Source organism: Stenotrophomonas sp. Pemsol (assembly GCF_003586545.1).
In the GTDB taxonomy this organism is placed as follows: domain Bacteria; phylum Pseudomonadota; class Gammaproteobacteria; order Xanthomonadales; family Xanthomonadaceae; genus Stenotrophomonas; species Stenotrophomonas sepilia.
On sequence record NZ_CP025780.1, the window covers coordinates 2,147,567 to 2,160,411 of the forward strand.

General features: G+C 67.7%; 12 protein-coding genes. 11 read left to right on the top strand and 1 reads right to left on the bottom strand.

What is annotated here, in order from left to right:
* Positions 1–7 precede the first annotated feature (7 nt).
* The 10 genes from cpaB (at position 8) to PEM_RS10055 (ending at position 11,278) form a co-directional block, all read left to right on the top strand.
* Entirely contained in the window at positions 8–1,045 is a 1,038-nt protein-coding gene (cpaB, locus tag PEM_RS10010) for a Flp pilus assembly protein CpaB (protein WP_111127983.1), read from the top strand.
* An 18-nt stretch (positions 1,046–1,063) separates the two neighbouring features.
* A complete protein-coding gene (locus PEM_RS10015; protein ID WP_005416985.1) occupies positions 1,064–2,422 on the top strand; it encodes a type II and III secretion system protein family protein in 1,359 nt (452 codons plus the stop codon).
* A 28-nt stretch (positions 2,423–2,450) separates the two neighbouring features.
* A complete protein-coding gene (locus PEM_RS10020; protein ID WP_005416986.1) occupies positions 2,451–3,707 on the top strand; it encodes a pilus assembly protein in 1,257 nt (418 codons plus the stop codon).
* Positions 3,692–5,038: a CpaF family protein gene (locus PEM_RS10025; protein ID WP_053500164.1), complete on the top strand. Its 1,347-nt coding sequence runs from the start codon at positions 3,692–3,694 to the stop codon at positions 5,036–5,038. The genes PEM_RS10020 and PEM_RS10025 overlap by 16 nt, the downstream gene beginning before the upstream one ends.
* Positions 5,039–5,040: 2 nt before the next feature.
* On the top strand, positions 5,041–5,997 hold the full coding sequence (locus tag PEM_RS10030) for a type II secretion system F family protein (RefSeq protein WP_095377122.1): 957 nt from the start codon (positions 5,041–5,043) through the stop codon (positions 5,995–5,997).
* A 28-nt stretch (positions 5,998–6,025) separates the two neighbouring features.
* A complete protein-coding gene (locus PEM_RS10035) occupies positions 6,026–6,961 on the top strand; it encodes a type II secretion system F family protein (protein WP_069138312.1) in 936 nt (311 codons plus the stop codon).
* The gene (locus PEM_RS10040; protein ID WP_111127982.1) at positions 6,961–7,851 is read left to right on the top strand and encodes a Flp pilus assembly protein TadD; all 891 of its coding nucleotides are present in this window, start codon (positions 6,961–6,963) and stop codon (positions 7,849–7,851) included. The genes PEM_RS10035 and PEM_RS10040 overlap by 1 nt, the downstream gene beginning before the upstream one ends.
* Positions 7,848–8,315, top strand: a complete 468-nt coding sequence (locus tag PEM_RS10045) for a DUF3613 domain-containing protein (protein ID WP_111127980.1) — start codon at positions 7,848–7,850, stop codon at positions 8,313–8,315. The genes PEM_RS10040 and PEM_RS10045 overlap by 4 nt, the downstream gene beginning before the upstream one ends.
* Positions 8,316–8,323: 8 nt before the next feature.
* A complete protein-coding gene (locus PEM_RS10050) occupies positions 8,324–10,474 on the top strand; it encodes a TadG family pilus assembly protein (RefSeq protein WP_005416993.1) in 2,151 nt (716 codons plus the stop codon).
* Between the two features lie 99 nt (positions 10,475–10,573).
* Positions 10,574–11,278 carry a DUF2968 domain-containing protein gene (locus tag PEM_RS10055; RefSeq protein WP_032954256.1) on the top strand — a complete coding sequence of 235 codons (705 nt, stop codon included), beginning with the start codon at positions 10,574–10,576 and terminating at the stop codon, positions 11,276–11,278.
* Positions 11,279–11,354: 76 nt separating this feature from the next.
* Here the strand turns inward: PEM_RS10055 and PEM_RS10060 are convergent, their stop codons facing one another.
* A complete protein-coding gene (locus PEM_RS10060; protein ID WP_095377127.1) occupies positions 11,355–11,741 on the bottom strand; it encodes a hypothetical protein in 387 nt (128 codons plus the stop codon).
* Positions 11,742–11,927: 186 nt separating this feature from the next.
* Between PEM_RS10060 and PEM_RS10065 the strand changes: the two genes are divergently transcribed.
* Positions 11,928–12,752 (top strand): alpha/beta hydrolase, encoded by an 825-nt coding sequence (locus PEM_RS10065; protein ID WP_111127977.1) that lies wholly within the window; start codon positions 11,928–11,930, stop codon positions 12,750–12,752.
* Positions 12,753–12,845: the final 93 nt, after the last annotated feature.

The following is a 12,845-nucleotide window of genomic DNA, read 5'->3' on the forward strand; positions in this document are numbered from 1 at the left end:
CGGTTCCATGCTCAAGTTGACCCGCATCGCTGCCGTCGCCCTGATCGGCCTGGCCGTGCTGCTGGCGCTGATCGCCTTCATGATCGGGCGCAAACCCGCCGCACCTGCAACGGTCGCACCAGTCGCTCACAACGAGACGCAGGCGATCACCGTGGTCGAAGCCGTGGCACGCCTGCCTGCGGGCGAGCCGATCAGCGCCAACGGCCTGCGCCTGGCCCAGCGCACCTCACCCGTCCCCGGCGCCGCTACCAGCATTGCCGCCGTGACCGGCAAGGTGCCGGTGCAGGACATTGCCGAAGGCAGTGTGATCAACGGCAGCGCGTTGGCTCAGGGCTTCTCGCTGCAGCTGCGGCCGGGCGAGCGTGCACTGGCCGTGCCCGTGGACGAACTGGTCGGTGCCGGCAACCGCATCCTTCCCGGTGATTTCGTCGACGTCTTCCTCAACCTCCGCAACGCCCAGCCCAACATCAACAGCCCTGGCGAAGCCGCGCAGACGCGCCTGCTGCTGTCGCGCCTGCGCGTCCTGAGCTACGGCCAGCAGGACATCGTGCCGGTGGCCACAGAGACTACTTCCGACAGCGAGGCCGACACCCGCAACGACCCGCGCGCTGCCGACATCACCGGAAGTGGCAGCACGCACAGCAGCAGCAATGAAGCGCCGCAACCCGCACGCAGCGCGGTGCTTGCGGTACCGGTGGCCGACGCCAACCGGCTGCTGCTGGGTGCGCAGCAGGGCAAGCTTTTCCTGGCCCTGCGCAATCCCGCCGATACCGGCCTGCCCGACCTGGCGTTGTTCCCGCAATCGCGCGGAGTGATCGACCCGCTGCGTGGGCTCGACGCCGAACAGCAGCTCGCCCTGCAGCGGCCGGAGAACCACGCCTTTGCCGGTATCGACAGCGACGCGCTGGCCGGACGTGGCAGTGCACCGCAACGCGGCACCCCGGATTCACCGTCGCGCGCGCCGGCGCCACGTCGCAGTGCACCGCGCGCGTCGGGGATCGAGATCATCCGCGGCGACAGTTCCGCATCCCGTGCCTCCCTTTGACCTGCATCGAGTGCATCCATGACCGAACGTCGCCGCCGTCCACGCCTCTCCCTCCGCCAGCGCTGGCTGGCCCTGCTGCTGGTGCTGCTGGCGCCGGCAACGAGCGTGGCCGCCGATGACCTGGTGCTGCAGGCGCGCGAGCAGCGTCCCTGGACCCTGCCGGCCGACCTGGAGCGGGTGGCCATTGCCGACCCGGGTGTGGCCGACATCGTGATGCTGCGCGGGCAGCGCCAGGCGCTGCTGGTCGGCAAGATGCCCGGTACCACCACCCTGCTGCTGTGGCACCGCAGACAGGCCGAGCCACAGCGGTTGACGGTACGGGTGCAGAGCGCCGTACAGGGCGCTGCCAGCACCGGCGGTACCGGGCTGGTGTTCACCCAGCAGGACCAGCAAGGCCTCCTGCAGGGAAGCACCGACAGCATGCTCACGCACATGCAGGAACAGCGCACTGCGGCGATGGCGCTGGGCAAGGACGGCATGCTTGCCGATGCGTCCACCATCAACAGTGGGGGCGTGGTCCAGGTCGAGGTCAAGGTGGTCGAGTTCAACAAGACCGCGATGAAGCAGATCGGCATCAACTTCCAGAACCGCAACGGCGGCTTCGCCTATGGCTTCGCGCGGCCCGGCACTGGCCTGCCTGGCAATACCGGCCTGCTGCCCGGCATGAAGGAAGGCAACAGCAGCAACGAGGCCGTGTCGCCGATTTCCTCGGCGTTCCGGCTGGTGTTCGGCTCGACCAAGGGACTGTGGAACGCCGATGTCGAACTGCTGCAGAGCAATGGCATGGCGCGCGTGCTGGCCGAGCCGACGCTGGTGGCACTGTCCGGCCAGAGCGCCAGCTTCCTGGCCGGTGGCGAGCTGCCGATCCTGGAGCCGCAGGGGCTTGGCACCACCACCATCACCTACAAGCCCTTCGGCATCGGCCTGACCGTGACCCCAACGGTACTGGCGCCGAACCGGATCGCGCTGAAGGTGGCGCCGGAGGCGAGCGACCTGGACTACAGCAACGCGATCGTGCTCAACAACGTGCAGATTCCCTCGATCACCACCCGTCGCGCCGATACCACGGTCGAGCTGGGCGATGGCGAGAGCTTCGTCATCGGTGGCCTGGTCAGCTCCAACATCGTCTCCAACGTCAACAAGATTCCACTGCTGGGCGACCTGCCGATCATTGGTTCGTTCTTCCGCAACTTCGACTACAAGCGCCAGGACAAGGAGCTGGTGATCATCGTCACCCCGCGTCTGGTGCAGCCGCTGGCACGCAATACCGAACTGCCGCTGCCTGGCGAGCGCGAAGCCAAGCCGCATCTTCCCGAATGGGGATCGTGGTTGCTGGGGCCGGTCAGCCAGGACCCGGTGCCCGGCTTCTCGCGCTGACTTCCATGACGCCTGTAGAACCACGCCCATGCCCTACGCCACCGCCCAGCCGCTGCATCCGCAAGGACCGCCGATGAACCTGGTCCTGTACGGCATCGACCGCGAACTGCTGCCCCGGCTGGCCGCCAAGCTGCCGCCGACCACCACCCTGCACTGGCAGGACAGCAGTGCGCCGACGTCGGCGCAGGACCTGCAACGCGGCCCGCAGAGCCTGGTGCTGCTTGACTTCCGGCCCGAGCACGCGGCTGCCTCGAGCGTACTGGCACAGCAGCTGCAGCAGACCCAACCGGACCTGGCGCTGGTCGCGGTCGGCGCCACCAGCGCCGGCCAGGTCGAAGGCGTGGTGATCGCGCTGCGCGCCGGCCTGCGCGATGTGCTGGACCTGGACAGTGACAACGCCGGCATCGAGGCGGCCCTGCGGCGTGCGCTGTCACCGCGCCCGGCCGCGGTGGCGCAGCACGCGCACAAGGCGCGCCTGATCGTGCTGCTGGGCGTGCGCGCAGGCGTCGGCACCAGTACCCTGGCCGCACATCTTTCGGTGCTGGCGCAACAGACGCGGGCCCTCGCCCAGGGCGATGCAGTGCAGCAGGACGGCCTGCTGATGGAACTGGCGCAGCCCGCCGGTGACCTTGCGCTGTACCTCAATCTCGACAGCCGCTTCCACTACGAGGATGCGCTGCGCAACGCCAGCCGCATCGACGCCACCCTTGCACGCACCGCGATGGCGCGCCATGACTCCGGGCTGGTGCTGCTGGACCGTGCCGGCGGCAGTGATGCCGTGCCCCCGTCCGACCCTGGCGCGCTGCTGCAGCGCCTGCGTGGGGTGTTCGCCAGCGTGCTGTGTGATGCCGGCGGCTGCCCGCTGCGGCAGCTGCCGCCGCTGTTGCTGGACCAGGCAGACGAGATCTGGCTGGTCACCGACGCGTCGATCGCCACGCTGGTCTCGCTGGACCAGGCACTGAAGCATCTTGCAGGCCAGCGCGAGCGCGAGAAGCGCCTGCAACTGGTGATCAACCGCCACGACGACAGCAGCGGCATGAGCCCGGAACAGATCGCACGCCGCTTCGAACTGCCGTTGCTGGCGACATTGCCTGAACGACCGCGTGTGCGCCTTGCCGCCAGCCAGGGCCGCCTGCTGCTGCAGGATGCGCCGCGCGATCCCTACCTGCGTGCCCTCGCCCCGCTCGTGTCACGGCTGGACCCGGCTGCCTGCCCGGTCCAGCCGCATGGCCTGCGGGAAAGACTCTCCCTTGCCCTGGGTGGATCGCAATGGAAGACAAGGTAACCCCGTTCCCGCATGCCGTTGCCCGCCCGCTGCTGCACGAAAGCCCGGGCCACCTGCCGTTCGCACAGACCGAGCAGTACCAGAAGGTGCTGTCGGCCGCGCATGAGCACCTGCTCAACAGCATCGAGGACGAGCGCATCGACATCGATTCCTGGGCCCCGGATACCATCGCCCGCTGGGTGCAGGTACAGACCGTGGGCTTCATCCAGGAATGGCGCATCCCGATCAACGAAGAAGAGATGCAGGTGGTTGCCGAGGGCCTGGTCAAGGAGCTGACCGGTTTCGGCCCGCTGGACGACCTGCTCCACGACCCCTCCATCGAAGACATCCTGATCAACGGTTTCAAGGACGTGCACGTTTCGCAGGGTGGCCAGCTCCGGCGTGCCACCCAGCGCTTCACCGATGACACCCACCTGCTGCGCATCCTGCGCCGCATCCTCGCGCCGCTTGGCCGCCGGCTGGATGATTCCAATCCGATGGTCGATGCGCGCCTGCCCAACGGCGGCCGCCTCAACGCGATCATCTCGCCACTGGCGGTGGACGGGCCGATGGTGTCCATCCGCAAGTTCCGCAAGGACCCGTTCACCCCCGACGAGCTGCTTGCCAAGGGCACCTTCGACGCACCGATGCAGGCCCTGCTGAAGGCGATGGTGCTGGGCCGCTGCAACATCCTGGTCTCCGGCGGCACCAGTTCCGGCAAGACCTCGCTGCTGAATGCACTGGCCAGCTACGTGCCACCCAGCGAGCGCGTCATCACCGTGGAGGACACCGCCGAGCTTTCGCTGAACCATCCGCACGTGGTGCGCCTGGAAAGCCGCATCGGCGGCGCCGAGGGCCAGGGCGCGGTCAGCATCCGCGACCTGGTGCGCAACAGTCTGCGCATGCGCCCGGACCGCATAGTGGTCGGCGAAGTGCGAGGCGCTGAAGTGCTGGAAATGCTGCAGGCGATGAATACCGGCCATGACGGATCGATGGCCACCATCCACGCCAACACGCCACGCGACTGCCTGTACCGCATCGAGATGCTGGCAGGCTTTGCCGGCTTCCAGGGCAGCGAGGACAGCCTGCGCCGGCAGATTGCCAGCGCCATCGACTTCATCGTGCAGATCTCGCGGCTGGGCAGCGGGCGCCGGGTGCTGGTCTCGATCACCGAGATCACCGGGGTCAGCGACAACCTGATCACCACCCAGGAAATGTTCCGCCACGAGGTGCAGATCGACGCCACCGGCCGCGAGACCGACCGCTGGATCGGCCTGGGCTTCCATCCGCACTCGCACAAGCTGGAGCCGTTCCGCCAGCAACTGCGCGAATCGCTCTACGGGGACTTCTGAGCATGGGCACCGGCCTGCTGCTGGGCGTGTTGAGCATCATCTCGGTGCTGCTGGCGCTGGCCGTCTGGCTATGGGGCACCGCCGCCAGCCGTGAGCAGCGCCAGGCCTCGCTGCAGCATGCCGAGCAACAGCTGGCGCGCGGCAGCGCGGCCGGCGCGGTACCGGCCGGGCCTGCCGTTGCGGCGGCCAACGATTCGACCCGCCCGGCCAGCACCGGAACCCGTGTACTGCCGTGGGACGGTGTCCTGCAGCGCGCCGGCCTTCCGCCGGGCTGGAAGCTGCCACTGATGCTGCTGGTGCCGGGACTGATGCTTGCGGCCGTGGCGGCGATGCGGCTGGGCACGGCCTGGATGTTTCCGCTGACCCTGCTGCTGTACCTGCTGGGCTGCTGGCTGTGGGTGATGCGCCGGATCACGAAGCTGCGCGCGCAGCTGCTGCACCAGATGCCGGACTTTCTCGACAACCTGGTCCGCCTCACCGCGCTGGGCAACAGCCTGCAGGCCGCGTTCCAGGTGTCTTCGATGCAGACCAGCGCGCCACTGCGCGGCCTGCTCGACACCACGGTGCGCTATGCGCGCAGCGGCATGGACCTGGATCGTGCATTGAGCCTGGCCGCGCAGCCGTACCGGATGGACGTACTGAAGGTGCTGGCAGTGGTGATCGGCGTGAGCGTGCGCATCGGTGGCCGCGCCGACCAGATCCTGCAACGCATGGGCGATTTCATGCGCGACCTGGAACAGGCCCAGCAGGAACTGGCGGCCACCACCTCGGAAACACGGATGTCGGCCTGGGTGCTGGGGCTGCTGCCACCCGCCAGTGCGGTGCTGATGGCGATCTCCAGCCCGGCGTTCTTCCAGCCGGTGCTGCACGACCCGCTCGGTCACAGGATCCTGTTGATCGCGCTGGGCCTGGAACTGCTAGGGGCGTTCCTGCTGTACCGCCTGGCCAAATCGCTATGACCGCCCACAGCCGCCCCGGAGGTGCCCGATGAGCGCCAGCGCCTGGTTCGCCCTTTCGCTGCTGGTGCTGGCGGCCGGCGTCGCCCTGCTCGGTATTGCCGGCTGGGTGCGCAGCCATCGCGAGCACCGCACCTCAGCCACACTGAAAACCGCCCTGCAGCCGCGTGAGGAAGGCCGCGACACCGAGGCCACGCGCCGCGACTCGCTGGGCTGGATCGAGCGTTTCGGGCGCTCGCTCAGTGGCGGCCGCCTGGAGGCTGCGCTGCTTGCCAACGAAGACAAGCTGCTGTTGGACCTGGCTGGCTGGAACACGCGCCGTGGCACCGCGATCTATCTCGGCCTGCGCCTGCTGCTTGCCCTGTTGGTGCTAGCGCTGGCGCTGGCGTTCAGCAGCGCGCACGGGCTTGCCAAGGTGATGGTGGTGATCGGTGCGCTGGCGGCCGGGCTGCTGCTGCCGAAGTTCGTGCTGTCGTCGTGGGTCAAGCGCCGCCGCCGTGCGGTCGAGAACGAGCTGCCCCTGCTGATCGACCTGCTGCGCCTGCTGCAGGGCGTGGGCTTCAGCATGGACCAGAGCCTGCAGACGCTGGGCGACAAGCTGCGCGATGCATTGCCGGTACTCGGCGGCGAACTGCAGGAAGCCAATGTGGCCTATACCCATGGCCGCACGCGCGCGCAGTCATTGCGGCGGCTGAGCGAGGTCTACGCCGATGATGACCTGGCCAGCCTGATGCAGTTGATCCTGCAGGTGCATGCGCACGGCGGCGCAGTGCAGGAGCCGTTGCGCCAGTTCAGCCTCCGCCTGCGCGAACAGCGCCGCAACGCGTTGAAGGAAAAGGTCGGCAAGCTCTCGGTGAAGATGACCGTGGTGATGATGCTGACCCTGTTGCCGGCACTGATGCTGGTGCTTGCCGGCCCGGCGCTGGTCGCGCTGGCCACCACCCTGTCCAAGATGGGATCTCCCTGATGCCTGCCCTGCGCACCTCCTGCCTGCTGCTTGCCGTCGCCCTCGCCGCCCTGGCCAGTGGCTGCGCCTCGACCACACCGAAATATGTGCGGGCGCCCAGCCTTGCGCCGCCGGAACCCGATCCGCAGGACAGCCGCAACGCCTATCTGGAGCTGATCGAACGCATGCAGCAGCAGGGCGCCTGGTATGCCTCGCTGGCCCACGTGGAGGCCTTCCGCCAGCGCTATGGTGATCGCCCTGCCCTGCGCCTGCTGCAGGCCGACGCACTGCGCGAGACCGGCCAGGCCGACGCGGCGATCGCGCTGTATCGCGAGCTGTCCAGCGGGCCGCAGGCCGCGGCGGCCGCCCACGGCCTGGGCCTGATCGCTGCACGCCGCGACGACGACGCCGGAAGCGAACAGGCGCTGGCGCGCGCCACGCAGCTGCAGCCCTTGAACACCGACTACCTGGGTGACCTGGGCTATGCACGGCTGCGTGCCGGCCAGTTCGATCAGGCCCGCGAGCCGCTGGCCAAGGCCCTGGAACTTTCACCGGGCAACGCCAAGGCAGCGGCCAACCTTGCACTCTGGGCGGTACTGCGCGGCGACCAGGCGACGGCGGAGCGGCTATCGGCACAGGCCAGCCTCAACGAGGAAACGCGCCGAAGCATCCAGCAGCAGGCCCAGCAGATCCGGACGCGCCTGCAGCAACGACAGGCCGCTGCTGCCGCCAACGCAGCCACACCTGCACACACGGCGAGCGTCGAGAGTGGCGCTCGTGCATCGGGCGGCGCACGGCTGGCGAGCGAACCCCACCGCGACCCGCGCGACCAACGCGATCCGCAGCGCCTGCCACCCTCGATGCTGGAACGCTTCAGCGCCACCGACCACCCGACCGGAAGCACACCATGACCACGATGCGCCAGATCCGACGCCTGTTGCCCGTGCTGTGCTGCCTGCTTGTTGCCGGTGCCGTGCAGGCGCAGCAACAGCCATTGACCGGACAGATGCTCGGTGGCCCCTCACTGTCGGCACCGGCTACAGCGCCGATGCAGGCCGAGCCGCTTCCCAGCCTGGACATCGCCGCTCCCTCCGCATCCGCCGGGGGGGCCACGGCGCAAGCGACGACCATCGCAAACGACATCGCACCAGCATCGCCCGCAGCACCGCGCGCGCGTCTGCCCAGCGGCGAGGCCACCCGCAACCTGTTCCGCCTGCAGGCCTCCGGGCAGCAGGCCGGCCAGCGCCTGCCGATCCTGGGTGACCAGGCCACGCTGAGCTATGCGCGTTACCTGAAGAGCTTTGAACACGAGATCCCGGACTTCTTTGAGACCGATGTCTCCCGGTCCAAGGACGCCTCCTCCTCCGGACGCTGAGGTCGGCCATGAAACGCCCACGACAGTTCAGTTTCAGCCGCGCACGCGGCGGCATGTCGGTCACGATGATGCTGGTCATGCTGGCGCTGGTGGCCATGCTGGGCCTGATAGAGATCGGCTATCTGTTCTGGGCCAAGCGTGATGCGCAGAAGGTGGCCGACCTTGCCGCACTGGCCGGCGCACAGCGGCTGGAGCTGTGCAGCCCGGACAACAGCGACAACAGCGCTGCCCGGCAGAATGCGGTGGTCCAGAACGGGTTCGCAGGCACCCTGCAGATCCGCTGCGGCAACTGGAGCGCCAGCCGTGGCACCGGCACCCGCTTCGTCACCAGCGTCGATGCCAGCAATCCCCGCAATGCGGTTCAGGTGATCGCCGAGCGCAGCGTGCTGCCCTTCTTCGGTCAGACTTCCAGCCTGCCCACCGTGAGCGTGCAGGCCGTGGCGCGCCGTGCCGAACCCACCGCGGTGTTTGCGGTCGGCTCGCAGCTGCTGCGGACCAATGGCGATTCAGTGCTGCTGTCCACCCTGCGCCTGGTTGGCCTGGACGTCACCAATGCCACGGTGCTGTCCTATGACGGCCTGGCACAGGCCAACGTGACTCCGTCCGGCCTGCTGAAAGCGCTCAACATACCGGTAAGCGCCAACCTCAGCGTGGCCGACTTCAATCGCCTGCTGTCGGTCAACAAGATTTCGCTGGCACAGCTGGTCGATGCTACCGCCACCGTGGTCGGCCGTGACTCCGCAGTGGGGGTGCAGCTGCGCGCCCTGTCCGATCTGGTTGCCACCCAGCTGGACATCAACAAGCTCAACATCGTGCTTGGCAGCCAGTCCGGCGGCGGTGGCCTGTTTGCCGAAGTTGTCTCGCCCGACGGCACGGTCGGCAGCGCACTGGAGTCACAGATCAACGTGCTCAACCTGATCAACACCGCGATCTCCATCGCCAACGATGGCAACGGCGTGGCGGTCAAGGGACTGGACCTGCTGGGCATCAGGATCCAGGCCGGCGTGGTCGAGCCGCCATCGATCGCCATCGGCGGCGTCGGCAGCCGTGCCTACAACGCGCAGGTGCGGCTGATGGCGGACGTGGACAGCAACAACCTGTTCGCGCTGGGGCCGCTGCTGAACCTGCTTGGCACGCGCCTGCACCTGCCGTTGCACGTCGACGTGGCCAACGGTATGGGCACCTTGACCGGCATCCAGTGCGGCGGCAGTCCACCCAAGGCCACGATCCAGGTGGACTCGTCGGTGCTGCGCGCCTGCGTCGGCAATGTCGACCCCGCACAGCGCTTCTCCAAGGCCAATGTCTGCGATGCCACGCTGCAGGACGAACAGCTGCTGAAGCTGCTGGGCCAACCATTGATCAACGACAGGATTACCCTGCCCGCCCTGACCAGCACGCAGACCCTGACCCTGGCCGCCGGCGAGACCGGCTCGACCCGGTTCAATCCGCTCGCAATTGGTGACGCAGTGTCGAGCCTGGTCAACGAACTGCTACGGGTGCTGTCGGGCATGCTCAATTCGCCCAAGCAGGGCATGAACGCCAACGACACCGCCAAGGCGCTGGCCGATCGCTATCTGCAGGCGGCGTTTCCGACTGGCGGACGCTACAACGTCGACCAGGTCATCCCGCTGCTGCGCGATGGCGATCCGGCGCGCAATCTCGCCCCGCTGGGCAACTGGACGGTGAAGAATGGCGTCCCCAAGCCTTGCCTGCTGGGCCTGACCACCTGCTGGGAAGACGGTTCGGTGTGGACCGGTTACAGGACGACCGTCACCGGCCAGGGCCTGGGCCTGCTCGATGGCCTGCTTGGCTCGCTGGTCGGCGGCCTGCTGATCAACCGCTGCGACAGCCTGCTCGGCAACCTGATCGATTACAACGGCTGCGTGCGCAACAATCTGGCGTCCTACATCCAGACCGCACCGGCCGGCTTTCTCGATGGTGCCGGGGGAACGGGTGTCACCAACCCCGATGGCAGCGTCAGCTGCAGCGGACTGCTGTGCACCCTGCTGAAGCCGATCCTGGCCGCACTGCGGCCGGTGCTCAACAGTATTGGCACCCTGCTGACCAACCTGCTGGCCAGCGTGCTGGGCGTTGAACTGGGCCGGACCGACGTCAATGTGCAGTCGATCCAGTGCAGCGCCGCACAGCTGGTCTACTGACCGGTGACGGGCGCCCTTGGCGGCGCCCACACCCATGCTAGACTCCCGGCGGGGAACCACCTTCATCTCAACCCACACTCATCCGTGGATGGTCTAGACATGCGAGAAACTTCAGGGGGCGCGGTCTTTGCCCGGCACGCGCGCAGCGCGGCAGTGCTGGCCGTGGTCATGATGCTGGTGGCACCGGCAGCGATGGCTGCACGTGGCGACCGCGAGGCGGCAGCCGAACCGGCGCGCAGCGCGCCGGTGGTGCGCAATACCGTGGACGAACTCAAGCAGTTGATGGACTCGCGCCAGCTGACCGAGCTGCGCACCACCTACAACGGCAACTACGGCGCCAGCCTGCTGTTCAATGCCAACACCCTGACCTACTACGTCGCCCTGTTCCAGGAGAAGAACTTCTGGCGGGTGATCAAGACCGATGCGGTGGACAACGCCGAGCGCGTCTATCGCACCTTCGCGCAGCAGTCCGAACAGCTGGCCCAGGTCTACATCGACACCACCCGCCTTGAAGCCGGCAAGCGCTACACCGAGCGCCTGGTGGCCTACAACGAGGAACGCCTGCGCACCCTGCAGCAGGAAATGGAACAGCAGCAGGCGCAGTCGGCACAGGTCAGCGCCGCCCTGCAGCAGGCCCAGCAGCAGGCCGTGAGCCTCAGCACCGACGTGCAGAGCACCAACAGCCAGCTGGACGCCCTGCAGCGCCGCATCCAGATCCTGCAGGCCGAACAGGGCAACCCGGAGTTGAGCCTGCCCAAGCCGGACAGCGTGCCCGCACCGGCAGCCGCCAGCGACGGTCGCTGAGAGCTGCACTCACGGTACTCCACGCGACGGCGCCCTATGGCGCCGTTGTCGTTTTCGGCACGTCAGCGCCCCCGCGTCACTGGCAGGCGCCGTAGACCGCGTCATCCAGCTGCCGGCGCTGCACGAAGTCCAGGCGCCGACGCTTGAGCAACGCCTGCTCGCGATCACGCCGGGCACGCTCGCAGGCCGCCGCATCCGTGCTGATCGTGATCAGCGCACCGTGCGCCCGCGCCGCACGCCGTTGCCGGGGCGATGGCTTCGGTGTCGAGGCCGCTGGCGCCACAGCGCCGCGGGACAATGACTGCTCCGCGGGCACGTCCCAGCGCCATGCGGCACGCCCCTGGCAGGGTGTCTGCTGGTAGACCGGGTGCGGTCCATCCACGCACTTGTAGACATGGGTCTGTGCCGGCGCTGCCATGGGCAGCAGCAGGCACAGCATCAGCGACCATCGCATGGCGGGCATCCGTGCGTTCCTGTGGCGGGCTGCGCTCATCCTCGGCATACGGCTCCCGTCCTGCCAGAGCGATACGCGTCACATCCGATGCAATCCAGCACAGCCGTGCAAGTCGGTCGCCTGCGCCTGCGCTGTACTGCCGAAGGCACCGGCATCCTGCCGAAGCCTTCCCTCCCTTCCGCCAAGGAACCTGCAATGAGCAACTTCGTCACCGTCGCCGATGGCGCCCGCATCTTCTACAAGGATTGGGGCACCGGCCAGCCGATCGTGTTCGCCCACGGTTGGCCGCTGTCTTCCGATGCCTGGGATCCGCAGATGCTGTTCATGGGCCAGAACGGCTTCCGCGTGGTCGCCCACGATCGCCGCAGCCACGGACGCTCCAGCCAGACCTGGAACGGCAACAACATGGACACCTATGCCGATGACCTGGCCGCGGTGATCGAAGCGCTGGACCTGAAGGACGCGATCCTGGTCGGCCATTCCACCGGCGGCGGTGAAGTGGCCCATTACATCGGCCGCCACGGCAGCGCGCGCGTAGCCAAGGTGGTGCTGGTCGGCGCCGTGCCGCCGCTGATGCTGAAGACCGCTGGCAACCCCGCCGGCACCCCGCTGGAGGTCTTCGACGGCATCCGAAAGGGTACCGGCGGCGACCGTTCGCAGTTCTTCAAGGACCTGACCACCCCGTTCTTCGGCGCCAACCGGGATGGCAACAACGTCACCCAGGGCATGCGCGATGCGTTCTGGCTGCAGGGCATGCTCGGTGGCGTCAAGGGCCAGTACGACTGCGTGCACGAATTCTCGGAAGTGGACTACACCGAGGACCTGAAGAAGATCGACGTGCCGGCGCTGGTCGTGCACGGCGATGACGACCAGATCGTGCCGTTCGATGCCTCGGCCAAGCTGTCCTCGCAGATCATCAAGGATGCCGAACTGAAGGTGTACGCCGGTGCGCCGCATGGCCTGACCATCACCCACGCCGACCAGTTCAACGCCGACCTGCTGACGTTCGCACGCAAGTGAGGTATCGCGGCGGCGCTACCCAGCGCCGCCGCAAAAAAGGGGACGGAGGGGATTAAGTCGTTTGTGCACAAACGACTTAATCCCCTCCGTCCC